The organism is Kribbella qitaiheensis (assembly GCF_042657745.1).
GTDB lineage: Bacteria > Actinomycetota > Actinomycetes > Propionibacteriales > Kribbellaceae > Kribbella > Kribbella qitaiheensis.
In genome coordinates, this window is record NZ_JBHSKE010000054.1 from 37697 (window position 1) to 59761 (window position 22065).

At 68.6% G+C, this 22065-nt stretch carries 21 protein-coding genes; 14 read left to right on the forward strand and 7 right to left on the reverse strand.

Translation table 11 applies throughout. From position 1 onward, the window contains the following. Window positions 1-69: 69 nt before the first annotated feature. Window positions 70-2427, forward strand: coding sequence for a helix-turn-helix domain-containing protein (locus tag ACFPJ1_RS32630; protein WP_380109873.1), 2358 nt, complete (start codon window positions 70-72; stop codon window positions 2425-2427). Window positions 2428-2434: 7 nt separating this feature from the next. Here ACFPJ1_RS32630 and ACFPJ1_RS32635 read toward each other — a convergent pair whose 3' ends face one another. Next, the gene (locus tag ACFPJ1_RS32635) at window positions 2435-4804 is read right to left on the reverse strand and encodes an ATP-binding protein (protein ID WP_380109875.1); all 2370 of its coding nucleotides are present in this window, start codon (window positions 4802-4804) and stop codon (window positions 2435-2437) included. A 119-nt stretch (window positions 4805-4923) separates the two neighbouring features. On the opposite strand from ACFPJ1_RS32635, the gene ACFPJ1_RS32640 reads away from it, so the two are divergent. The 4 genes from ACFPJ1_RS32640 to ACFPJ1_RS32655 all read left to right on the forward strand — a co-directional run bounded on the left by ACFPJ1_RS32640 (window position 4924) and on the right by ACFPJ1_RS32655 (window position 8678). Then, a complete protein-coding gene (locus ACFPJ1_RS32640; RefSeq protein WP_380109877.1) occupies window positions 4924-5220 on the forward strand; it encodes a response regulator transcription factor in 297 nt (98 codons plus the stop codon). Between the two features lie 56 nt (window positions 5221-5276). Next, window positions 5277-6188 (forward strand): N-acetyl-1-D-myo-inositol-2-amino-2-deoxy-alpha-D-glucopyranoside deacetylase, encoded by a 912-nt coding sequence (gene mshB / locus ACFPJ1_RS32645; RefSeq protein ID WP_380109879.1) that lies wholly within the window; start codon window positions 5277-5279, stop codon window positions 6186-6188. 140 nt (window positions 6189-6328) lie between these two features. Next, a complete protein-coding gene (locus ACFPJ1_RS32650; RefSeq protein WP_380109882.1) occupies window positions 6329-6844 on the forward strand; it encodes a flavin reductase family protein in 516 nt (171 codons plus the stop codon). A 64-nt stretch (window positions 6845-6908) separates the two neighbouring features. Beyond that, window positions 6909-8678, forward strand: coding sequence for a VanW family protein (locus ACFPJ1_RS32655; protein ID WP_380109884.1), 1770 nt, complete (start codon window positions 6909-6911; stop codon window positions 8676-8678). A gap of 90 nt (window positions 8679-8768) precedes the next feature. On the opposite strand, the gene ACFPJ1_RS32660 is transcribed toward ACFPJ1_RS32655, so the two are convergent. After that, window positions 8769-9200 (reverse strand): type II toxin-antitoxin system PemK/MazF family toxin, encoded by a 432-nt coding sequence (locus ACFPJ1_RS32660; protein ID WP_380109886.1) that lies wholly within the window; start codon window positions 9198-9200, stop codon window positions 8769-8771. A 59-nt stretch (window positions 9201-9259) separates the two neighbouring features. Here ACFPJ1_RS32660 and ACFPJ1_RS32665 point away from each other — a divergent pair, with 59 nt between their 5' ends. Further along, window positions 9260-10666: an MFS transporter gene (locus ACFPJ1_RS32665; RefSeq protein WP_380109888.1), complete on the forward strand. Its 1407-nt coding sequence runs from the start codon at window positions 9260-9262 to the stop codon at window positions 10664-10666. On the opposite strand, the gene ACFPJ1_RS32670 is transcribed toward ACFPJ1_RS32665, so the two are convergent. Continuing rightward, window positions 10634-11503, reverse strand: coding sequence for a GNAT family N-acetyltransferase (locus ACFPJ1_RS32670; RefSeq protein ID WP_465261093.1), 870 nt, complete (start codon window positions 11501-11503; stop codon window positions 10634-10636). The two genes, ACFPJ1_RS32665 and ACFPJ1_RS32670, sit on opposite strands and share 33 nt — an antisense overlap. Between ACFPJ1_RS32670 and ACFPJ1_RS32675 the strand changes: the two genes are divergently transcribed. Both ACFPJ1_RS32675 and fdxA read left to right on the forward strand, forming a co-directional pair. Continuing rightward, complete coding sequence (locus ACFPJ1_RS32675; protein ID WP_380109893.1) at window positions 11435-11578, forward strand: hypothetical protein; 144 nt, start codon at window positions 11435-11437, stop codon at window positions 11576-11578. The genes ACFPJ1_RS32670 and ACFPJ1_RS32675 overlap by 69 nt on opposite strands. Window positions 11579-11710: 132 nt before the next feature. Next, window positions 11711-12037: a ferredoxin gene (gene fdxA, locus ACFPJ1_RS32680; protein ID WP_131285641.1), complete on the forward strand. Its 327-nt coding sequence runs from the start codon at window positions 11711-11713 to the stop codon at window positions 12035-12037. Window positions 12038-12125: 88 nt separating this feature from the next. Here fdxA and ACFPJ1_RS32685 read toward each other — a convergent pair whose 3' ends face one another. Both ACFPJ1_RS32685 and dapD read right to left on the reverse strand, forming a co-directional pair. Then, window positions 12126-13103: a VldE C-terminal domain-containing protein gene (locus ACFPJ1_RS32685; protein WP_380109896.1), complete on the reverse strand. Its 978-nt coding sequence runs from the start codon at window positions 13101-13103 to the stop codon at window positions 12126-12128. Between the two features lie 106 nt (window positions 13104-13209). Beyond that, the gene (gene dapD, locus ACFPJ1_RS32690) at window positions 13210-14148 is read right to left on the reverse strand and encodes a 2,3,4,5-tetrahydropyridine-2,6-dicarboxylate N-succinyltransferase (protein WP_380109899.1); all 939 of its coding nucleotides are present in this window, start codon (window positions 14146-14148) and stop codon (window positions 13210-13212) included. Between the two features lie 127 nt (window positions 14149-14275). Here dapD and ACFPJ1_RS32695 point away from each other — a divergent pair, with 127 nt between their 5' ends. The 6 genes from ACFPJ1_RS32695 to ACFPJ1_RS32720 all read left to right on the forward strand — a co-directional run bounded on the left by ACFPJ1_RS32695 (window position 14276) and on the right by ACFPJ1_RS32720 (window position 19849). Beyond that, the gene (locus tag ACFPJ1_RS32695; RefSeq protein ID WP_380109902.1) at window positions 14276-15127 is read left to right on the forward strand and encodes a nucleoside hydrolase; all 852 of its coding nucleotides are present in this window, start codon (window positions 14276-14278) and stop codon (window positions 15125-15127) included. A 27-nt stretch (window positions 15128-15154) separates the two neighbouring features. Beyond that, on the forward strand, window positions 15155-16015 hold the full coding sequence (locus ACFPJ1_RS32700) for a phosphotransferase family protein (protein WP_380109904.1): 861 nt from the start codon (window positions 15155-15157) through the stop codon (window positions 16013-16015). Beyond that, the gene (locus tag ACFPJ1_RS32705) at window positions 16012-16908 is read left to right on the forward strand and encodes a Rossmann-fold NAD(P)-binding domain-containing protein (protein WP_380109906.1); all 897 of its coding nucleotides are present in this window, start codon (window positions 16012-16014) and stop codon (window positions 16906-16908) included. Before ACFPJ1_RS32700 ends, ACFPJ1_RS32705 begins: the two co-directional genes overlap by 4 nt. Before the next feature lie 43 nt (window positions 16909-16951). After that, entirely contained in the window at window positions 16952-17743 is a 792-nt protein-coding gene (locus tag ACFPJ1_RS32710) for a MerR family transcriptional regulator (protein WP_380109907.1), read from the forward strand. Window positions 17744-17799: 56 nt separating this feature from the next. After that, window positions 17800-19002 carry an MFS transporter gene (locus ACFPJ1_RS32715; protein ID WP_380109909.1) on the forward strand — a complete coding sequence of 401 codons (1203 nt, stop codon included), beginning with the start codon at window positions 17800-17802 and terminating at the stop codon, window positions 19000-19002. A gap of 268 nt (window positions 19003-19270) precedes the next feature. Next, entirely contained in the window at window positions 19271-19849 is a 579-nt protein-coding gene (locus ACFPJ1_RS32720) for a hypothetical protein (RefSeq protein ID WP_380109911.1), read from the forward strand. A gap of 177 nt (window positions 19850-20026) precedes the next feature. Here the strand turns inward: ACFPJ1_RS32720 and ACFPJ1_RS32725 are convergent, their stop codons facing one another. Together ACFPJ1_RS32725 and ACFPJ1_RS32730 are read right to left on the reverse strand one after the other, a co-directional pair. Further along, window positions 20027-21028, reverse strand: a complete 1002-nt coding sequence (locus ACFPJ1_RS32725; protein ID WP_380109913.1) for a LacI family DNA-binding transcriptional regulator — start codon at window positions 21026-21028, stop codon at window positions 20027-20029. 49 nt (window positions 21029-21077) lie between these two features. Continuing rightward, a complete protein-coding gene (locus ACFPJ1_RS32730; RefSeq protein ID WP_380109915.1) occupies window positions 21078-22052 on the reverse strand; it encodes a ribokinase in 975 nt (324 codons plus the stop codon). Window positions 22053-22065: the final 13 nt, after the last annotated feature.

Sequence of the window (22065 nt, forward strand, 5' to 3'; positions counted from 1 at the left end):
CGGCACCGCCCTTCGTCTGCCCGGACCGATACCTTCCTCGTCAAGTCGTATCCAGACGGGAGCTGTTCGATGCCTGAGTCCTTCGGTGAGCTGCTGCGCCACCTCCGGCTGCGCCGCGGACTGACCCAGGAGAGCCTGGCGCAGGCTGCGGAAATCAGCGTCCAGGCAGTCGGCCTCCTCGAGCGGAACCGGCGCCGCTACCCCCGGCCGAGCACTGTCGAGCAGCTCGCAATCGCGTTGGGCTGCACGTCGGACGACACCCGGCGGTTGCTGGAGGCGGCGGCAAGGAAGCCGACTGCGGTGGATCAGCTGCCTCCGGCGGCGGTCGGCTTTACAGGCCGTGAGAACGAGGTCGAAACACTGGCGGCGCTGCTGACGGCCGGCAGGGGGCCCGCGGTACCGGTGGCGGCTGTCACGGGCATGGGAGGGATCGGCAAGACGGCACTGGCCGTCCAGGTCGCTCGCCGAATTTCCGACCACTTCCCGGACGGTCACCTGTTCATCGACCTGCGAGGCTTCAGCCGTTCCGGCCCGATCACCGCGCTGGATGCCGTTCGCCAGTTGCTCAGGGCGTTGGGCGTCCGGGCCGCCGAGATCCCGACGGGGCTCGAGCAGGCGACGGCCAGATACCGGACTGTGATGGCTGAGCGCGCCATGCTGGTGGTTCTCGACAATGCGGCGGCCAGCAGCCAGGTCGCTTCATTGATCCCCGGAGCCGGGCGGAACGCAGTACTGGTGACTAGTCGGCAGTTGCTGGTGGCGCCCGCGGGAATCCGACAGATTCGCCTGGACGGTCTGCCCGAGGGCGACGCCGTCGACCTGCTGGCCGAGACCGCGGGGTGGCGGTTCGAGCGGAATTCCAGGCCGGCAAGGGAGATCGTCGCACTGTGCGGATATCTGCCACTTGCGATCAGGGTCGCTGCCGCGCACCTGGCTGGGCGGCCCGCCACGGCCGCGAATGCCCTGGCCGCCAGGTTGAGGGACGAGACGAACCGTCTGGCCACCCTCGAGGAGGGCAGAGCGGCCGGCCATGGCGGGAATGTGCGGAACAGCATCGCCGTATCCGTGGCTGCTTTGGCGCAGGGGTCGGGGGAGTCGGACGCTCTGGCCGTCGGGCTGCTGCCGAAGCTCGCCCTGCTGGATGGGCAGGACTTCAGCTCGAGAATCGCCGGCCGGGTCGGTGAATTGACCTCCGCTGTCACGGATCGGGCTCTCGACAGGTTGACGGATGTGAACCTGCTCGAGGCCTCGGCGCCGGGGCGGTATCGCCTCCACGACCTGGTCGCGGCGTACTTCGACGAGAAGGCATCGGCCGACCAGCGGATGGCCGCCCGGCTGAAGGCTCTCGACGGATACAACGCGGTGCTGTGGCGTCTCACCGAGATGTCCCGGCGTCCTCCCGGCCTGCGCGAATCCTGGTGCGGAGACGACTGGACCAAAGACGCTCAGGACTTCGTCGATCGGGAGGATCTGCTCGATTGGCTCGATTCCGAACGCGGCAACCTGCTGGCGACCATCGCCAAGGCCGTCCAGGGTGGTGCCGCCGAACAGGACCGGGCACTGCGCATCGGTGTGGCGATCAACTACTACTGCATCGCGAGGAAGCGATGGGAGGAGTGGCGAGACGTCACCGGTGAGGTGAAATCGCTGGCCGCGGACCCGGCAGCCTGTGGGATGCTGCTGGCCGACCTGGGGCTGGCGCACGCCGAGCTTCACGACTTCGATCAGGCGTCGGACGCCCTGACACTGGCGGTAGCGGCGCTGGAGGACGTCGACCACGCGGCGTACCGGGTGTCGACGCTGGTGAATCTCAGCCACGTGCTGGAGCGAGCCGGCCGCCAGGAAGCAGGCCTCGAGTACGGTCGACGAAGCCTTCGAATGGCGAAGGAGCTCGGAGATGACGAGTCGGTGGCGATGGCCGCGTTGGTCGTGGGGATGATCTACGGCGCTCGCAAGGATGCCCGGCAGACCGAGTCCTTCGCCACCGCTGTGGCTGCCATGCGAATGGCCGGGCCGCCGCGAGGGCTCGCGATGGTGTTCCACCAGATGGGGGTCTCCTACCTTGAGAGCCGTCAGTACGAAGCCGCCTACGATGCCCTGGCGGAGAGCCTGCGGATCTACCGCGACGACAATGCGGTCCCCTATCTTCCCGACGTTCAGGAGGACCTCGGCCGGCTGCAGTTGTCAGCCGGCGACACGGACGGTGCGGTTGTGCAGTTCAACGAGGCGCTCGAGGGTGCCATCGCGTCAGGTCGTTGGGACCGTGAAGCGAGTGTGCGGACGAGGCTCGGCGAGGCTCTCGCGGCGTTGGACCGGACGGAGGAAGCCAGACTTCACCTCACTGAGGCGGTTGGCATCTACGGCCGGAGGGGAATGCGGGCCGTAGAGGATGCCCGCGCTTTGCTGGTCGAGCTGGACGGTCGTTGACAGACGCTCAGGTGGAGCGGAGCAGACGTTTGAGGTCGGTTGCGCCGTGGGCGTTGTGTTTTTCGTGGATGGAGAGGGCTATTCGCCATTCGCGGCGGGCTTCGGGGAGGCGGTCCTTGGCTCGGTGGAGCTCGCCCAGGCTCTTGCGGATGTCGGCTTCGCAGAGCCAGTCGCCGTACTGGCCGGCGATGGCCAATCCCTCGCTCTGGTGGGCGATCGCCTCGTCGTAGCGTCCTTCCGCCATCCGTAGACGGCCCAGCTCGTTCAGTACTTCGGCCTGCCGGGTGGCCGCGCCCGCCTTGCGGTAGAGGTCCAGGCTCTCGTGCAGAGCCTCACTGGCCACGGAGTATTGGCCGGCTTCGCGGTAGGCGACTCCGACGTTCTGCGCGACCAGACCGCGATGGCGCTCCATCCCTGGCTCGACCAGGAGGTCCAGTGCCTCGTTGAAGTGCCGTTGAGCTGTCTCGGCCGCACCCGTCTTCAGGTAGAGCATGCCGAGGGCGAGGCACGCCCAGGCGGCCCGCTGCGGGATCCCGAGGCTCAGGCCGATCTCCCGGGCGCGTTCGGCGTACGGGATGCCGTCGGTGGTCCTGCCGGTGCGCTCCAGGACGTGGCTGAGGCTGCTCAGACAGAGAGCCTGCAGGTTGCCGTCTCTCGCCGCCTCGGCCGCGTCGATCGCCTGGCTCAGGGGAGCCACGGCCTGCTCGTACTGGCCGAGCTCGGCATGAGCGGCGCCCAGATCGTGGAGCACCAGGCCCTCTGCCGTTCGATCGGGCTGGCCGCTGACGAGGCGTAGTACAGCCTCGTTGGCCTGTAGCCACTCGATCCACGCTCGCCGAAGCGTGTAGTAGGCATTCAGCCCGACAGCCAGCTGTACTGCGAGCTGAGGGTGCTCCTGGGTCGCCTGCTGCAGTATCGCGGGGAGTCCGGGCCGCTCGACGTCCAACCAGGCGACCACCTCCTCCTCGCCGGAGAGGTCGTCGGCCGCGGCCAGCCACTCCTTGTCGAGCCAGGTCTCGCGCGTGGCGCCGTGCCCGGCGTACTCGCTGGCCTTCCAGACGACAGCGGACACCCGCCGGACCCAGCGGCTGGTCGCGGCCGCTCTTTCCTGCTCCGACAACATATGGTCGGCAAGCTCGCGGGCGGCGCCCCGCACGAGGTCATGCAGCCTGTACCGCCTTGGGCTGGGCGTCGTGAGCAAGTGCACGTCTACCAACCGCTCCAGTACAACAACAGCCTCTGGCTCCGGGCTGTCCGACAACGCAGCCGCCAGGGCCGACGTGAGCTCCACACAGTCCGACAACCCGAGCAGCGCGAACATAGTGACCGCCTGTACGTCGATCGGGTCGTCGCTGCCCGCGAGTTGCTCGATAGACAGCACCAGCGTCGCCCGTACGCCGGAGTCGTCCAGCTGGAGCTCGTCCAGCCGGCGGCGACCATCCTCCAGGCGCTCGGCCAGGTGTGCGACCGGCCAGGTCGGACGGGAGGCCAGACGGGCCCCGACCATCCGGATCGCCAGTGGCAGGCCGCCGCACTGCCGGACCACCTCGGCGCACTCGTCCTCCGGGGCGTCCGGTCGCTCCGAGATCCGGCGGAGCATCTCGATGCACTCCTCCAGCGGTGGTTCGCCCAGCTGGAACTGGCGGCCACCAAGCCCGGCCATGCTCCGGCGACTCGTCACCAGGACCGCGCAGCCACCCACGCCGGGAAGGAGCGGGCGGAGTTGCTCCTGGTCGGACGCATTGTCGAGGAGTAGGACCAGTCGTCGCCCGGCTAGCGCAGTACGGAACCGTGCTGAGGCCGTTGCCAGATCAGGTGGAGTCGTCTCGCCCAGGTCCTCCAACAGATAGGTCAGGGCCTCCAGCGGCTCGAGTGGCGGAGCGATGCCGAAGCCGCGGAGGTCGAGGTACAGCTGGCCGTCGGGGAAGTAGTCGGCCACCTGGTGCGCCGCATGCACGGCCAGGGTGGTCTTGCCGATCCCGCCCATGCCGGTGATGGCCGTGACACTGACACCCCTGGCGGCGATCAGTTGGCGGGTGAGTACGCCCAGCTCCCGCACCCGGCCGGTGAAGTCGCCGCTGGCGAACGGCAGTTGCCGGGGAGAGGCGCTGATCGGGGGCTTGGGGCGTCGCTTGTCCGGTGTGGCGGTCTTACCCCTACGGGAGGCGGCGGCCTCCAGGGAGGCCCGCTGGTCGGCGTCCAGATGCAGCGCCTCGGCCAGGGCGGAGACGGTGCTCAGCTGGGGGTAGCGCCGGGTCCCGCGCTCGAGGGTGCTGATCGCCTGCACGCTCACACCTGAGCCCACCGACAGCTCTTCCTGGGTCAGGCCGGCCGCGGTCCGGTGTCTGCGGAGGAGCGCCGCGAACTGCGAATCCACCCGCTGACACCTCCAGGAAAATCCGCAGTTGTATGGGTGAACTGTATGGGTTGTACCTGGTGGAGTGGTCTGGTCCGGTCCAGAATTGAGCCCGCACGACAACTGGGGAGGAGATGGGGATGTCGGTTTACCAGGCTGTTCCTGCGGTGCGACTCGAGGATTTCGCACCGGAGGTCGTCTGTGAGGTCTACGAGCTGGGCTCGCGGCGCCAGACCCCGGCCGCCGCGAAGGAACTGACCAGCCGCCAGGTGACGATCGGCCGGCTGATGGCGACCGGTGCCAAGGACGCCGCGATCGCGCGGCAGCTCGGTCTCTCGCTGCGCACCGTCCGGGCCGAGATCAGCGCCCTGATCGCGGGACTCGGAGCCCGTTCGCGCTTCCAGGCCGGCTGCCTGCTGGTCCGCCGCTTCGGCTGAGCCGAGGCTGCCTTCGCTGAGCGCAGACTGTCCCCGCGCCAACGTACGCTGGCGCCATGAGTGAGCTTCCAGACCGCCGGCTGCTGTTGGTGCACGCACATCCTGACGACGAGACGATCAACAACGGCGTCACGATGGCGCGCTACGTGGACGAGGGCGCCCAGGTCACGCTGGTGACCTGCACCCTCGGCGAAGAGGGCGAGGTGCTGGTGCCCGCGCTCGAGCACCTGGCCGCGGACCAGACCGACCAGCTCGGCCGGCACCGGATCGGTGAGCTGGCCGCCGCGATGGAGGAGCTCGGGGTCAAGGACCACCGGTTCCTCGGCGGCCCGGGCAAGTATCGCGACACCGGGATGATCTACGACGACGAGGGCAACGCCGCCGTCCCGCCGGAGACCCGGCCGGACAGCTTCTGGCAGGCCGACCTGCTGACCGCGGCGAACGACCTGGTCCCGATCATCCGCGAGCTCCGCCCGCAGGTGCTGGTGACGTATGACCAGTACGGCAACTACGGACACCCCGACCACGTGAAGGCCCACCGGGTCGCCACCTACGCGGCCGCCCTCGCCGCCGCCCCGTCGTACCGGGAGGACCTCGGGTCCGCCTGGGACATCGCCAAGATCTACTGGATGGCGATGGCGGAGTCGAGCATGCGGGAGAGCCTGCGCAAGCTGCGTGAGTCGGGTGACACCACCACCTTCGAGGGGCTGGACCCGGAGGGACCGCTCGGCCCGTTCATCACCCCGGACCGCTTCCTCGACTGCGTGATCCAGGCCAACGGCTACATCGACCGCAAGATGAACGCGATGAAGGCGCACGCCACCCAGATCACCGTGGACGGCCCGTTCTTCGCCCTCTCCAACAACAACGGCAACGAGATCTGGGGCAGCGAGGCCTACCGCCTGGTGAAGGGCACCGCCGACCCGGGCCCGGACGGCCTGGAGCACGACCTCTTCGCCGGCCTGTGACCCGCTGGCCCGCGCGCGATCCGCTGAGCCGCGGGGCTGCTGCGTTCCCTCCCTGAGTCCGCCCAATCTCCGGCTGGCGAGTGACAGTCCCCACATTCACAGTTGAGGCATCAACCAGTGGAGCGATCTAGGCTGCACTGGTGACGTCGGATCCCAGTGGCAGCATCGCGCCCCGGGACTTCCGTACTGCGCTGGGCCGGTTCCCGTCGGGGATCACGATCATGAGCACGCTGCAGAGCGGCGTCGCTCACGCGATGACGGCGAGCGCCTTCACCTCGGTCTCGCTGGATCCTCCGCTGGTGCTGGTCTGCGTCGACAAGGGCGTCCGGATGCACGACGCGGTGCTCGATTGCGGGTACTGGGCAGTCTCAGTGATCGCGGAGAGTCACCGGGATCTCGCGGAACGCTTCGCCCGATCGGGCCGGAACCTGCTCAGCCAGTTCGACGGGATCGCCACGGCGCCAGGGCCGAAGACCGGCTGCCCGCTGATCGAGGGAGCGCTCTCCTGGCTGGAATGCCGGACCTGGGCCACATACGACGGCGGCGACCACACGATCGTGGTCGGCGAGGTGATCAGCCTGGCCGCGAACGAGGCGACTGACCCCGGTCCGCTGATCTACTACGCGGGGCAGTACCGGGAACTCGGGGGCAGCTGACACCTGCCCGTCCCGTAGTATGTGCCGTTGCTGTCACTTGGTTCGAGCAGGAGGACTCTGTCCGGTGGGGAGAAATCAGCTCGCGGGGATCATCGCCGCGGCGGGACTCGGGGTGCTCGTGCTCGGGTATGGTCTGGCGTTCGCGCTGACCGGAGACAAGGTTCCGGGGGACACGACAGTACTGGGGATCTCCCTCGGTGGACTGTCCGAGAAGGACGCCAAGGTCAAGCTGGAGGCCGGGCTGAAGGATCGCCTGGTGCTCCCGATCAAGGTCAAGGCCGGCGGTTCGACGTACCAGGTGAAGCCCGTCCAGGCGGGGCTCAGCCTTGACGTCGACGCCACCGTCGCCGACGCGGGGGCCGGGCGCAGCCTGAACCCGGCGCGGATCTGGAACGCGATGACCGGCGGCGACGCGGTCGACCCGGTGGTGAAGAAGGACGACGCCAAGCTCAAGGCGGCGATCGACAAGCTCGCCACCCAGGTGAACCGGCCCGCGACCGAGGGCACCATCACCTTCGAGAACGCGAAGGCGGTGCAGCACCCGTCCGCGGACGGCCTGCAGCTCGACAACGCCAAGGCCACCGAGACGGTCGTCTCCGGCTTCCCGTCCGACGGGAACCCGAAGGACCTGGCGGTCGGTGTCACCAAGCCGAAGGCCGGGACCGAGGCGATCGACAAGGCGATGACCGAGTACGCCGTACCGGCGATGTCCGGGCCGATCCGGCTGACCGTCGGGGACAAGAGCGTGGAGCTGAAGCCGCGCGAGCTCGCACCCGCGCTGAAGCTCGTCGCCAAGGACGGCTCTTTCACGCCGAGCCTGAACGCGAAAATGCTCGAGCCGCTGTTCGCCGAGCGGTTCAAGGAACTGGAGACGCTGCCGAAGGACGCGTCGGTGGCGATCGTCGCGGGCAGGCCGCAGGTGGTCCCCGCGGTCGACGGCATGGTCGTCGCCCGCGACAAGGTGGTTCCGGCCATCCTGAGCGTGTTGCCGAAGCCCGAGGGCGAGCGCAGGGCCGCGGTCGGCCTGGCCAAGTCCAAGGCCGAGGTCACCACCGAGGCGGCCACCGCGCTCGGCATCAAGGAGGTGATGGGGGAGTTCACCACGAAGTTCCCGCACGCCGCCTACCGCAACGTGAACATCGGCACCGCCGCGCACAAGATCAACGGCACGCTGCTGAAGCCGGGCGAGACGTTCAGCCTGAACAAGATCGTCGGTGAGCGCACCAAGGAGAACGGCTTCACCGAGGGCAACATCATCAACGGCGGCAAGTTCGTCCTCGACCTCGGCGGCGGCGTCTCGCAGTCGGCCACCACCACCTTCAACGCGGCCTTCTTCGCCGGCCTGAAGGACGTCGAGCACAAGGCCCACAGCGTCTACATCAGCCGCTACCCGGTCGGTCGCGAGGCAACGGTGGCTTGGCCGTCGGTCGACCTGAAGTTCCTGAACGACTCCGGCCACGGCATCCTCGTGCAGACCCTGTTCACCGCGTCCACGCCGGGCAGCCAGGGCAGCATCACGGTGAAGATCTGGGGCACCAAGGTCTGGGACATCACCGCCGGCGCCTCCGCGCGGACCAACCCCCGCGCGCCGGGCCTGGTCTACAACACCGCCGCCGACTGCCGGCCGCAGGCGCCGACCGGCGGCTTCGACATCAGGATCTACCGGTACTTCGCGAAGAACGGCCAGCGGGTCAAGACCGAGTCCTTCCTGACGAAGTACAACGCGGCCGACGACATCCGCTGCGGCCCGAAGCCGGGCACGCCGCCCACGCCGCCCACCCCGCCCACGCCGGGTATGACGAAGCCGTCGACGACGACCCGTCCACCCAGCTGAACCACTGCCATTCCGACCGAGGCCGCTCCTGACGGGGCGGCCTTCGTCGTTCTCGGGGCTGCTTCCCGGCCCGTTCGCGGGCGCCGGGTCTCAGGCGCAGTGGAGTTCGTGCAGATGTTCGGCGACCGTGTCGAACATGGCCTCGCCGATCACCGAGCCCTCGCGCCGGACCTGCCGCGGGTCGATCCGCAGTACGCGATCGAGCCGTACTTCGCTGTTGCGGCCCTCCTTGTCCCAGCCGCCGCTGCCGATGTCCAGCCAGACGCGTCCCCAGCGAGCCTCGTCGGCGGCGTCGCGGTCGTGGTCCTTGCTGGTCAGGATCAACGCGAGCAGCCACGGCCCGTCCGAGCCGACCACCAGCACCGGGCGGTCCTTGCCCCGGTGGTGGTCCTCCTCGAACGGCACCCAGGTCCAGACGATCTCGCCCGGATCGGCCACCCCGTCGTCCGGGTGCGGCGTGTACTCGACGTGCACCGTGCCCTCGTAGTCACCTGCGTACTCCGGCCGCGCCACCTCTGCCATGCGCCGACCTTACCGACCCCGCGCCCTCACACCTGGCACCGACGGCGCGTTCAACTCGCATGTGGACAACGACTGCAGACACCAGACCCGCGACGGGCCGTACTGCGATCCTCGCCATCCTGCTGACCGGGCAGTTCATGGCGAACGTGGATACCGCGGTTGCGAACACCGCGGCGCCGTCGATCGGAACGACGCTCGGAGCCTCGGAAGGCCAGGTCGCCCTGGTCGTCTCTGGGTACGTCGTCGCCTTCGCGGTGCTGCTGATCACCGGAGCCCGGCTCGGGTCGTCGCTCGGGTATCGCCGGGTCTTCCTGCTCGGGTTGCAGGTGTTCACGGTGGCTTCGCTGGTCTGCGGGATCGCGCCGGAGGTCTACTCGCTGACCGTGGCCCGGTTCGTCCAGGGCGCAGGGGCCGCGCTGATGGTGCCGCAGGTGCTGAGCGGCATCCAGTTGCACTTCGCCGGGCGGGAGCGGGTGAAGGCGCTCGGGTTCTTCTCGATCGCGTTGTCCGGGGGAGCCGTCGCCGGGCAGGTGCTCGGCGGGCTGCTGATCTCGGCGGACCTGTTCGGCACCGCCTGGCGGCCGATCTTCCTGATCAACGTGCCGATCGGGATCGGGCTCACTCTGGTCGCGCTGCGGCGCCTGCCGGCCGACGGGGTCCATGACCAGCGGCAGTCGATCGACCTGCGCGGAGTGGTCACCTTGTCCGCAGCCGTATTGCTGGTGATCGTGCCGCTGCTGCTCGGTTCGGAGCGCGGCTGGCCGGCCTGGGCCTGGATCTGCCTGGCTCTGAGCGTCCCGATGATCGTGCTGTTCGAACAGGGCGAGCGCCGTGCGGCCGCGACTGGTGATCGCCCGCTGATCGCCCGGCAGGTACTGCGGTCCTCCGCGGTGCGGGCGGGTCTCCTCGCCCACGGTGTCACCACAGCCGGGTACTTCGCCCTTCTCTTCGTCCTGGCGCTCTACCTGCAGCAAGGGCTCGGCAAGGGCCCGGCGTACTCGGGTTTCGCAATGGTGGTGTGGGTCGCCGCGTTCGGGCTTGCCGGGCCGATCTTGCCGCGTCTGCCCGAGCGGTTCGGCTGGATGCCGGTGATCGGGTGTGCGCTGCTGGTGGTGGGCTACTTGGCCGTCCTGGCCTACCTGCTGCTCGGTGGACGCTCTGGCCCGTTGTTGTTCGCCCTGCTGGGGATCGGCGGGCTGGGGCTTGGGTTCAGCTCGAACACGCTCATCGGGGCGATCACCTCAGCCATGCCCACGCAGTACGCGTCTGATCTGTCCGGGGTCGTCGCCACGAATGCGCAGCTGTCCGGGGCGCTCGGAGTGGCGGTGGCCGGCTCCGTTTATGCCGCGCTGGTTGGTGGTTCTACCTCACCGGCGGGGGCGCTGAGCGCAGTACTGGCGGGGTTTGCTGGGCTGGCGCTCGTTGGGGCGGGGTCAGCTCTCCGGCTGGTGCCCCGGGCCGGCTAGGTATCGGTAGCGGTAGGCCTCTGCGTAGCCGAGGCTCGTGTAGGTGGTCATGGCCGGGATGTTGTCCTCGACCACCTCAAGGTAGCTGCGGCGGCCGCCGAGAGGCCCTGCCCAGCGGGTGAGACCCTGCAGGACCGCCGTGGCGAGCCCGCGGCGCCTGTACTGCGGGTCGACCCGCACGGCGTCCACCCCGAGCCAGTGGCCGGTCATGGAGCCCCGGCCGACGGCCACGACCCGCCCGTCCAGCGAGACCGAGGCGAAGGCCGCTCGAGGCGCTCCCTCCATCACTTCGGGCGCCGGACCCGGTACAGGCCCCTCAAAGGCCGTCTCGTACCAGGCTGCGTCCGGCTGAGGCGTCACAGTCACCTCGTACTCCGGGGCGGCGTTCACCAGGTCCAACGACGTGTGCATGACCAGTACGTCGGCCTGCCAGGGCCGGGCGTCCTTCCAGCCCTGCTCCTGGAGCTCATTGGCCTCCGGGCTGTCCAGGCGTACCAGGGCCAGCGCGGGCAGGCCTCGCTCCGCGTAGAAATCCTCCGCGAGCTTGAGAGCGTCGCTGAGGGACATCCCCGGATCGCCCGCGGGCAGGAGGGAATTCGCCCGGCCGGTCCAGCCCGACGACGCCCGCAGCAGCCACTGACCGACGTACCTGGTCTCCACAGCGGGTCTGCCGAGCGCGGTGGTGAGGAAGAGTTGCTCCACGTCCACCGGCCGGAGGGGGAGCGGGGGGATCGGTTTGGCGGCCGCCACATCCTCCCAACGGACCGGATGAAGCGTACTGTCAGCATGCCGGACAACCAGGGTGGCGGAGTCGATCGACTGCAGCACCCCGAGCACATCGGTCAGCTGGCCGCCCGGCAGCCGGTGGCGAACAACGACACGGTGGCCGATATCACGGGCACTGAGGCCTGACACGATGCGGACTCCTGGCAGAGTGGGGCTGGTACTACCGTGATACTAGGTAGCCGCAGCAACTTCGAGCATCAGGAATACCGCACCGCAGCATCCAGTCCGCTGCGTCTGCTGGCCATAGGAGGAGTACCAGTGACCTACGTCATCGCGCAGCCGTGTGTTGACCTGAAGGACCTCGCGTGTGTCGAGGAATGCCCCGTCGACTGCATCTACGAGGGCAACCGGATGCTTTACATCCACCCCGACGAGTGCGTCGACTGCGGAGCCTGCGAGCCGGTCTGCCCCGTCGAGGCGATCTACTACGAGGACGACACTCCGGAGCAGTGGAAGGACTACTACACCGCGAACGTCGACTTCTTCAACGACCTGGGTTCCCCCGGTGGCGCCTCGAAGATGGGCAAGATCGACAAGGACCACCCCTTCATCGCCGCCCTCCCCCCACAGGAGCACGACGAGTAACGCCCGCATCAGCCTCCGCGGCTCCTCCACTGCCTGAACCCAGGCGCGGGGGGAGCCGCGAGCTGATTCGGGGTACTGCGGCGCCGAACTACTGCTCGATGACGTCTACGTGGACGTGGTCCAGGTGGCGGAGGGTGTCTTTGTTGCCTGGGCGGTCCGGTGGCTGGTAGTCGCGCCAGCCGCTGTCGGAGCGGCCTCCGGAGGTCCAGATGCGGTCGCTGAAGATGACCGTCTTGATGCCGAGGTGCTCGGCGCGGGCGACCAGGTACTGCGCCAGAGCCCAGCCCTTGGTGGTGTTCGGGGCCGAGATCGGCTTGACGAAGATGTCGACGGCGCGCCCCTCGTAGTGCGCGGAACCCTCCATGTGCCCGGTGCTGAGGCCGCCCGGTTGATAGCCGCCGGTCGACAGTGTTCCGAAGGTTGCCAGGAGATCCTTGCGTACGGCCTCGGCGCGTGGCGTGAGACCGCTCTTGCCCATGGTCTGCGCCGGCAGTGACGCTGTGTTTACCGTGCAACTGAACGCGGCCTTCGACTGACCCGTCAGCGCCGACGCCAGGATGCGCGCGTCGTCCTCGTGATCGGCATAGGCGTTGGGGAAGGCGCTGCGCTGGACCCGATCTGCCGCGACCGTCACCGCGAGCTTCTGGTAGTTCTTCACCTTCACCAGCGCGTCATAGAACTTCGACGCTGCGTAGTGCGGATCCCGCACCTGCGTAGCCGTACCCCAGCCCATCGACGGCCGCTGCTGGAACAACCCGAGCGAGTCCCGGTCCCCGTGGGTTAGGTTGCGCAGCCCGGACTCCTGGTACGCCGTCGCGAGGGCGATCGTCGCCGCCCGCGGAGGCAGCCCGCGGCGTACGGCGACTCCGGCGATGATCGCGGCCGACTCCGCCTGCTCCAGGTCGACCACGACCGAGGCGCCGCCGACGGTGGCCTCGCACTGCTCGCGGGGCGGCAGCAACGGGCCGAAATCCTTGCCACCGACCCAGGCGATCCCCGCGCCGACGGCAAGCGCGAGCGCGCCCACCGCGCCTATGGCGACGACCGCGCCCCGTTTCATCGGCATACCGGTCTCAACGCGCGGTACTGCCAGCCGGGTTCCGTCAGTCGGGTCACGAAGTGGTTGACGTGCTGGGCGTCACGTTGGTTGGCGCGACACCGTAGGGCTTTGGTCACGCGTTGGCGTGCAGGGCCTCGTTGAGAGTGATGCCCTCACCCTGCCGGGGCCGCGCCTCGACGGCACCGGTGACGGAGTTGCGCAGGTACAGCAGGCCCGGCTGGCCGGACAGCTCGCGCGCCTTCACCACACTGCCGTCCGGCAGGGTGACCTTGGTGCCGGCGGTGACGTAGAGCCCCGCCTCGACCACGCAGTCGTCGCCCAGCGAGATCCCGATCCCGCCGTTGGCGCCGAGCAGGCAGCGCTTGCCGATCGAGATGACGGCCTTGCCGCCGCCGGACAGGGTGCCCATGATCGAGGAGCCGGCGCCGATGTCGCTGCCGTCGTCGACCACCACACCGGCCACGATCCGGCCCTCGACCATGGAGGTGCCCAGCGTGCCGGCGTTGAAGTTCACGAAGCCCTCGTGCATCACCGTGGTGCCCTCGGCCAGGTGCGCGCCCAGCCGGACCCGGTCCGCGTCGCCGATCCGGACACCGCTCGGTACGACGTAGTCCGTCATCCGCGGGAACTTGTCCACGCTCGTCACGCTCAGGTGCAACCCGGCCGCGCGGGCCCGGAGCCGGACCTGCTCGACTTCCTCGACCGGGACCGGGCCGTGCGAGGTCCAGGCGTTGTTCGGAAGCGCGGCGAAGATGCCGTCCAGGTTGACGCCGTGCGGGCGGACCAGCCGGTGCGACAGCAGGTGCAGCCGCAGGTACGCGTCCGCGGTGTCGGCCGGGGCGTCGTTCAGCGCGATCTCCGCGAGGACGACGGACCGGCGTACCTGGCGCAGGTCGTCGTTGCCCTCGGCAGCGATCAGCTCGGCCGGCGCCTTGGCGCCCTCGGGAGCGACACCCAGTTCCGGGGCCGGGTACCAGACGTCCAGCACGGTGCCCGAAGCGGTGACGGTGGCGAGGCCGAAGCCCCAGGCGCGAGTGGCGTTCTCAGTCATGCCCCAAAGCCTGCCAGACGACCGGTGATCTGATCACCTCGGCGTCTCGCTGGGAGAACTCATCCGGGACCTGGGGATGCCGCCGCCGATACCCTCGGTCAGACGATCCGCCGCAGAAGGGACGCTGATGCCCTCCGCTCTGGTCCTGGACACCGACATCGGCTCGGATGTCGACGACGCACTCGCGCTGGCTACCATCCTCGGCTCACCTGAGCTGGAACTCGCCGGAGTGACCACCGTGTACGGCGACGTGGTGCTCCGTGCGCGGATGGTCGCCAGAGTCGCCGCGGTCGCGGGGCGCGAGGTCGGGCCGGTCGTGCCGGGGCGCGGCGAGCCGCGTTCGGGGCCCGAGGTCTGGTGGGCCGGCCACGAGGGCGTGCTGATGCCAGACCTGGACAAGGAGCAGGTGAGCGAGGACGTCGATCCGATCGGGTTGCTCGCGGGCGCTGCGACGGTGATGCCGGTCGGGCCGTTGACCAACGTCGCAGAGGCCCTCGAACGGCCCGGGCAGGCGATCGAGCAGCTGTACCTGATGGGCGGGAACTTCTCCCAGCCGGACGCTGAGCACAACATCAGGTGCGACGTCGCGGCGGCTGCGGCGGTCTTCGACTCCGGTGTGCCGATCACCGCCGTTGGGATCGACCAGACGCAGCGGGTTCGCTTCGACCACGCCGTGGTAGCGCGGATCGAGGCGGCCGGAGCGTTGGGCGAGCTGCTGGGCGCCGAGATGCGGCAGTTCTGGAAGTTCACGGCGACTGAATCGAACGCACCTCACGACCCGACCGCCGTGCTCGTGCTGGTCGAACCGGAGCTCTTCACCTTCAGCACCGGCCGGGTCGAGGTCGATCTGGAAGGCGTCACCCGCTTCACCCAGGACGCCGGTGGACCACACCGGATCGTCACCGACCTCGATCCAGCGAAGGTCGCCCGCCGGATCGAGTCCCGCATCCTCGCCGCCTGTGAAAAGCAGTCGGACTGAGCCGCATCCTGTGAAAAGGTTTTCCGCATGCGTCCCGTCTGGCTGGATCCTGTCGCCGATGCCGTGCTCGAAGCCACCCAGGCGCCCGACGTCGACGCGCTGAAGGGGGAGTTGCTGCGGGAGTGGGGCTCTTCTGAGGTCTGGCGGCTGTCGTACGGGCTTCGCAGCGTGATCGTCAAGCGAGGCAGCGACGCCCAGAGCGGTGAGGCCGAGGTGTACGAGCGCCTTGTCGTCCCGCTCGGTCTACCCGCCCCCGAGCTCATCCAGTCCGCCCGCGCGGACGGCGCAGTACTGCTGGTGCTCGCCGATGTCGGGCGGGTGAATCTGGAGCAGGAGCCGACCATCGAGGGGTTCCTCGCCGCGGCGGAGTTACTGGCGGGGATGCGTGCCAAGCCGGTGGAAGGGCCGAGTGGGTTCACCCCGGATCGCCTCGGCGACCTGGTGGAACGGATCGAGTCGATGGAGCCGGAGCTGCGGGAACACCTCCTGGTGAAGGCTGTTCCGGCACTCGACGACTTGCATCGTCAGGCGCCGCTGGCCGTGATCCACGGTGACTTCGTGCCGAAGAACCTCGTCACGGACGGCACGCGGTGGACCGCGGTCGACTGGCCGTTGTCCTACTGCGCGCCGCACCTGAGCGATCTGTACACCCTGGTCCGCGATGCAGTTGCCTACGGCCACCAATCGGAGCCGATCGTCGCCCGCTACCTCGATGCCGCCGGCGCCGACGAGGACCTGGTGAGCCGGCAACTGACAGTCGGCGGGATCTGCTTCGTCACGATCGCGCTCAGCTGGATCTTCGAGGAAGGCCCCCGCACCGTGCCTGAGTCGAAGGACTGGATCGGGCCGCTACTGGCCGAGCTTGCCGACCTCACGGAGAAGCTGTGACCAGGCTGCTGATCCTCGGCGGTACGAAGAACCTCGGCCGTCACGTGGTGGAGGCAGCCCTGCGCGACGGCCACGAGATCATCCTGTTCAACCGCGGGCTGACCAACCCCGGGATCTTCCCCGAGGCCGAGCAGTTGATCGGCGAGCGATCCGCCCCCGACGCGCTCGAGGCGGGGGAGTGGGACGGCGTGATCGACCTGTCCGGCTTCCTGGTCGGCGATGTCCGCCGCACCGCCGAACTCCTGCAGCACCGAGTCGCGCGGTACACCTTCATGTCCTCGATCGCCGTCTACGCAAGCAAGACCCAACCGGGGATGACCGAGGAAGCCGAACTCCTCCCATGGCCTCGAGGCGCCGGCGACGACGAGTTCACCATGGACCTCTACGGTCCCCACAAGGTGCGAGCCGAGCAGGTCCTGGCTGAGGTGTACGGAGAGCGCGCGGCCTCGGTCCGCTCGGGATTCGTCGTCGGCCCTTACAACCCGGACTTCGGCAACTGGGGCGAGGCGCTCGCCACCGGCAAGGCCCCGGAGTGCGCGGCTCGCCCCGATCAGCCGATCCAGTACCTCGACGCCCGCGATCTCGCCGCGTTCCTCCTCCGCCTCACGATCGACGGGCCTGGCGGCGCTTTCAACGCGGTCAGTCGTACGACGACGATGGCGGAACTCGCCGACGCCTGGCGTTCCGCCGTACCGGATGCTCTGCCGGTCGACTGGGATCCTGCTGTGGACCGCTTCCATCTTCCGCACGATGGCTCGAACGACGGCACATTCCAGTTGTCCAACGGCCGTGCTGTGACGGCCGGGCTCCAGGTCCGGCCGGCGGAGGATTCGGCCCGGGTGTGCGTCGAGTGGATCCAGGCCGGCAACACGCCGCCACCGCCGCCGCATTAATCAACTTGAAGTTGACGTAGCGACAACATCTACCGTCCTAGGTGTGGCCGGAAAGTCCGGGCACGAGTGGAAGGACGGTGCGGCCGTGGCCTGGTCGATCGCCGAGGTGGCTCGCGACTCCGGCGTCACGTCGCGGACCCTGCGGCACTATCACGCGATCGGCCTGCTGGTCCCAGCCCGTACCGCGAGCAACGGGCGGCGGTACTACGAAGAGGAACAGCTCCTCCGGCTCCAGCAGATCCTGCTGCTTCGGGAGCTCGGGCTCAGCCTGGACGTGGTCGCCGAAGTACTGGCCAAGCAGAGCAACGCCAGCACGATCCAGGTGCTCGGGCGGCACAAGGAGTGGCTGCTGCGCGAGCAACTGCGCCTCGGGCAACTGATCCGGACCGTCGACTCCACCATCGAGAACCTCCGGAAAGGAGGAGAGATGGAGCCACGCAAGGTGTTCGAAGGATTCGAGCACAACCCGTACGAGGCCGAGGCCCGCGAACGCTGGGGCGACGAGGCCGTCGACGCGAGCAACCAGCGGATGCAGGGCTGGTCGGAGGCCGACGCCGAGAAGGCCCGGACCGGCTACACCCGCGTCCACGAAGGACTCGCGACCCTGAAGGCGGAAGGAGCCGACGTGCTCGACCTGAGCGTGCAGGATCTGATCCAGCTGCACTACGAGGTCACCTGCCTGTTCTGGACCCCGACCCGCGAGGCCTACAAGGGCCTGGGCCAGCTCTACGTAGACGACGACCGCTTCCGCCAGACCATCGGCAACGGCGACGACTCACTCGTCGAATTCATGCAAGCCGCCATGAACGCCTACGCCGACAACCGGCTGAGCTAGTAACTGTCTCTTCAGGTCATGTATCTTGATGTCGAGATAAATGGTCTGGAGGGTGCGTGGCGGAGTTCAGTTTGTGGCGGATCGCGGTGCCGGCGTTCGGGCCGACTGTGCTGAATGCGGTGGGCCAGGGGGCGGTTCTTCCGGTTGTCGCGCTGTCCGCGCTGGACCTCGGCGCCTCGGTGGGATTCGCTGCCTTCCTGGTTGGTGTGCTGGGGATCGGGCAGTTCGCGGGGTCGCTGCCGGCGGGCGCGCTCGTAGTACGGATCGGTGAGCGGCGGGCGCTGCTGGTCGCGGCGCTGGTAAGCATGGTCGCCTGGACCGCCGCGATGCTGATCCGTACTCCGTGGCTGCTCGGGCTCGCCTTGCTGGTTGCGGGGCTCGCAGGTGCGGTGTTCAGCCTGGCGCGGCAGTCCTACGTCACCGAGGTCGTCCCGGTCGAACTCCGCGCTCGGGCGCTGTCGACACTGGGCGGCGTCAGCCGGATCGGCTTGTTCATCGGCCCTTTCCTGGGTGCACTCGCCGGCCACCTCTGGGGTATCTCTGGCGCTTACGGCGTCGGGATCGCCGGCTCGGCGGCGGCCGCGATCGTGCTGCTGACGGCCGGCGAGCCGCGGGATCTGAGCGACCCGGTCCAGCCCGAACACCAGCCGATCAAGAAGGTCCTCTGGGACAACCGCCGCACCTTTCTCACACTTGGCGCCGGCGTCTTCGTGATCGCCGTCGCCAGGGCGGCCCGGACCAGCCTGATCCCCTTGTGGGGCGAGCATCTGGGCCTCTCCGCCACCGACACGTCGATCATCTTCGGCATCACCAATGGCATCGAGATGCTGCTGTTCTACCCGGCCGGCCTGGTGATGGACCGCCTCGGCCGCGTCTGGATCGCCGTACCGTCAACCCTCCTGCTCGGCCTCGGCATGCTGGCCCTGCCGTTGTCCACGGCAATGATCGGCGTCCTCGCGGTCGGCATCTTCATGGCCATCGGCAACGGTCTCGGCTCCGGCATCGTCAAGACCCTCGGCGCCGACGCCTCCCCACCCACCCTGCGCGCCCAGTTCCTCGGCGGCTGGACCTTCTGCGCCGAGTTCGGCAGCGTCATCGGCCCGATCCTGATCAGCACCATCACCTTCATCGCCCCACTAGCCGCAGCCAGCCTCGCCCTAGGCGCCCTGACCATCACCGGCACCGCCTGGCTAGCCCGCTGGGTCCCGCACTACGACCCCCGCCGGACAGTGGATGCCCAGCGCGTTGCAGCCGGCTGATCTGCTTCTTAGGGGCAGATCACCGGCCAGACCGGGGCATTTCAGGGCAGATATCCACAGATGTTGCTTGGCGGCCCGCACAAGGATTTGTTCTGCATAGGGTCCGTCACATGTACTTCGAGCGGCCTCTGGTTCGCGCCTACGTTGACGAGACAGGCGACCGCGGTACCTCCGCGAGGTCCTCACGCTACTTCGCCATGGTCGCAGTCGTGATCGCGGACGAAGATGACCCTCGCTGAGGAACGCGATCGGGATCTGTCGTCAACGGTTGGCTGTGCCGATAGGCAAGTCTCTGCACTGGTCTGAGCACGTGAAGAGATTTCCGCGCCGGCAGTTCGTCGCAGCTCAGTTGGCGGCGGTGCCCGGGATTGTGGTGAATAGCGTCATCTTCGAGAAAGCTGCGATTCCGGCGGAGGCCGAGCTGAGGACCGATCAGGTGGCGTTCTACAACTATGTAGCCGGGATGGTCCTGGAAACGATCCTGCAGACGGCGGACGAGTGGCCGGGTGGTAGGCGGGACGTGGTGGCGTCCTTCGGTCACGTGCGCGGGTTCCCGCATCACGAAACCCTTGCCTACTTCGAGAAGAAGCGCGCGGATGGCGGGCGACGGGGACCCTGGGACTTGTTGCGCGGGATGCCGCGATTTCTCGGCGCTGGACAGTTGGACGGTCTGCAGGCGGCGGACCAGTACGCAGGGATGCTGCGGGCGGCGCTCGAGCCGGACGAGTTCGGTGGGTTCGAGCATCATCATCTGATGGCTGTGCGGCATCAGATCCGGCGGTTCGAAGGGGAGAGCCTAGGCTACGGGTTCAAGGTTCTGGCGTTGCCGGGAACTATGGAGTCGTAGCCCTGGTGGCCGGTTGAGGGGCTCTGAACAAGAACGAGACCTTCGATGGTCCGGAGCGCCACAACCGGGCTGGGCCGGAAGGGTCTGGCAGCAGACCTGGCGTTCTCTCCGCGGCCATCGAAGGCCTCGTGGACCTCAGCCTAGCAGTTGCGAGCAGATCCTCGGCCGCGGTTTCGGCTAGGGCTTCTTCGGGGCTGAGGTGGCTCGGATGTGGAGCTCGGTGCGGAGGGTGACTGTGGATGGGGGGCGGCCGGGGGAGGCTATGCGGTCCTTCAGGAGGAGGCCGGCGGTGCGGCCGAGTTCGTACGTCGGCTGGGCGACGGTGGTGAGGGAGGGGACGACCAGGTCGGCCCAGGGAATGTCGTCGAAGCCGACGATGGCGATGTCGTCGGGGGCGCGGATGCCTCGTTTGGCCAGGCACTCCAGTGCGCCGACGGTCATCAGGTTGTTGGTGACGAAGAGGGCTTCGGGCGGTTCGGACAGGTCGAGCAGGCTCTCCATCGCGGCGTAGCCACCGGCCTCGCGGAAGTCGGCGTGCCGGACCAGGTCCTTCTGGTAGCGGATCCCACCCCCGCGTAGGGCCGAGCGGTATCCCGCGAGCCGGTCCATCGCGGTACTGACGCGGCGCGGGCCGGTGATACAGGCGATCCTGCGGTAGCCGCCATCGATCAGGTGGTTGACGCCTTCGAAAGCGCCGTGCTCGTTGTCGACCAGCACGGTGTCCGCCTCGACGCCCTCGACCCGGCGGTCGATCAGCACCATCGGGGTCTTCGCCCCGTCGAGCAGTTGGACGCCCTCGGCGGTCGAGGTCGGGGAGATCACCACGCCGGCCATCTGCTCGGTCAGCACCGCCGACGCGTACGCCGCTTCCTTGGCCGGGTCCTCGTCGGAGTTGCACAGCACCACGTGGTAGCCCTCGGTCTGGGCGACGTCCTCGAGACCGCGGACCAGCGAGGTGAAGAACGGGTTCTCGATGTCGGAGATGACCACGGCCCACAGGTTCGTGCTCGCGCGGCGCAGGTTCCGTGCCACCCCGTTCGGCCGGTAGCCGAGCTCGGCTACCGCGGCCCGGACCTTCTCCGACAGCTCCGGGTCGACGTTGCGACGGCCGCTCAGCACCCGCGAGACGGTGGCCGGCGAGACGCCAGATCTACGCGCGACGTCGTAGATCGTCGTCATGCTCGCTCCCCGCTTGAGGCCGTTCTGCCGCCTGGACGGCACTAGGATCTCACGGCGGCGGCTGTCCGACCGGGAAAGGCGACTGATCAAAAGGTTGCGCGTCGAGAAGCGCCTGGGCGGTCGACCGGTCCGGGGCTGAGGCGGCCGCGCCGTTCACGGTGGTGGAGAGCGCCCCGGCGGCGTTGGCGAGCCGTACTGCGTCCGCCAGCGTCGCGCCCGCGGCGAGTGATGCCGCGAGTGATCCGCAGAAGGCGTCGCCAGCGCCGACCGTGTCCACCGTCGCCACCCGATGCGCGGGCACTCGAGCCTCGATACCGGCGACCAGGTCGAGCACATAGGCGCCTCGTGAGCCCAGCGTGATCACGCAACCACGCAGGTCCCATTCGCCGGCCAGCCGCTTCGCGATCGCCGGCACCTGGGACTCGTCGTCGCAGTCGAGCCCGGTGAGCGCGGCCGCCTCTACTTCGTTCGGCACCAGGATGTCGACGAAGGACGCGAGCGACGGATCGACCGGCCCGACCGGTGCCGGGGTCAGGATCGTGGTGACGCCCGCGGTCGAGGCGAGCTGGAGGGCAGCTCTGCTCGCCTCGACCGGGAGTTCCAGTTGCACACTGAGTACTGCGCTGGACGTCAAGAGGTCGGCGGCCGCCTCGACATCGGCCGGGGTGATCGCCGAGTTCGCGCGGGACACGATGATGATCGAGTTGCTGCCGTCCGGAAGCACCAGCGGAAGTCCCACGCCGGTGCCGAGCTCGGGATGCCGGACGACCCAGTCCGTGTCGACCCCGTCGGCTTTCAGCAGGTCCAGGAACTCCTCGCCGTACCGGTCGTCGCCGATGGTGCCGACGATCGCGGTACGGGCTCCCATCCGGGCCGCGGCGATCGCCTGGTTCACGCCCTTGCCGCCGAGGAACTCCGCGAACCCGGTGCCGTGCAAGGTCTCCCCGGGCAAGGGCCGGCGGTCCGCGCTCGCCACCAGGTCCTTCATGAACGACCCAAGCACGCAGACGTCGTACTTGCTCATCCGCGTCCTCGCT

What these genes read in the sequence shown, in the direction of transcription:
- ACFPJ1_RS32685 (WP_380109896.1), bottom strand. Translation starts at nt 13,103, where the DNA reads ATGCCGATGAAACGGGGCGCGGTCGTCGCCATAGGCGCGGTGGGCGCG.
- mshB (WP_380109879.1), top strand. Translation starts at nt 5,277, where the DNA reads ATGAGTGAGCTTCCAGACCGCCGGCTGCTGTTGGTGCACGCACATCCT.
- ACFPJ1_RS32725 (WP_380109913.1), bottom strand. Translation starts at nt 21,028, where the DNA reads ATGACGACGATCTACGACGTCGCGCGTAGATCTGGCGTCTCGCCGGCC.
- ACFPJ1_RS32695 (WP_380109902.1), top strand. Translation starts at nt 14,276, where the DNA reads ATGCCCTCCGCTCTGGTCCTGGACACCGACATCGGCTCGGATGTCGAC.
- ACFPJ1_RS32630 (WP_380109873.1), top strand. Translation starts at nt 70, where the DNA reads ATGCCTGAGTCCTTCGGTGAGCTGCTGCGCCACCTCCGGCTGCGCCGC.
- ACFPJ1_RS32700 (WP_380109904.1), top strand. Translation starts at nt 15,155, where the DNA reads ATGCGTCCCGTCTGGCTGGATCCTGTCGCCGATGCCGTGCTCGAAGCC.
- ACFPJ1_RS32665 (WP_380109888.1), top strand. Translation starts at nt 9,260, where the DNA reads ATGTGGACAACGACTGCAGACACCAGACCCGCGACGGGCCGTACTGCG.
- ACFPJ1_RS32730 (WP_380109915.1), bottom strand. Translation starts at nt 22,052, where the DNA reads ATGAGCAAGTACGACGTCTGCGTGCTTGGGTCGTTCATGAAGGACCTG.
- dapD (WP_380109899.1), bottom strand. Translation starts at nt 14,148, where the DNA reads ATGACTGAGAACGCCACTCGCGCCTGGGGCTTCGGCCTCGCCACCGTC.
- ACFPJ1_RS32675 (WP_380109893.1), top strand. Translation starts at nt 11,435, where the DNA reads ATGAAGCGTACTGTCAGCATGCCGGACAACCAGGGTGGCGGAGTCGAT.
- ACFPJ1_RS32660 (WP_380109886.1), bottom strand. Translation starts at nt 9,200, where the DNA reads ATGGCAGAGGTGGCGCGGCCGGAGTACGCAGGTGACTACGAGGGCACG.
- ACFPJ1_RS32640 (WP_380109877.1), top strand. Translation starts at nt 4,924, where the DNA reads ATGTCGGTTTACCAGGCTGTTCCTGCGGTGCGACTCGAGGATTTCGCA.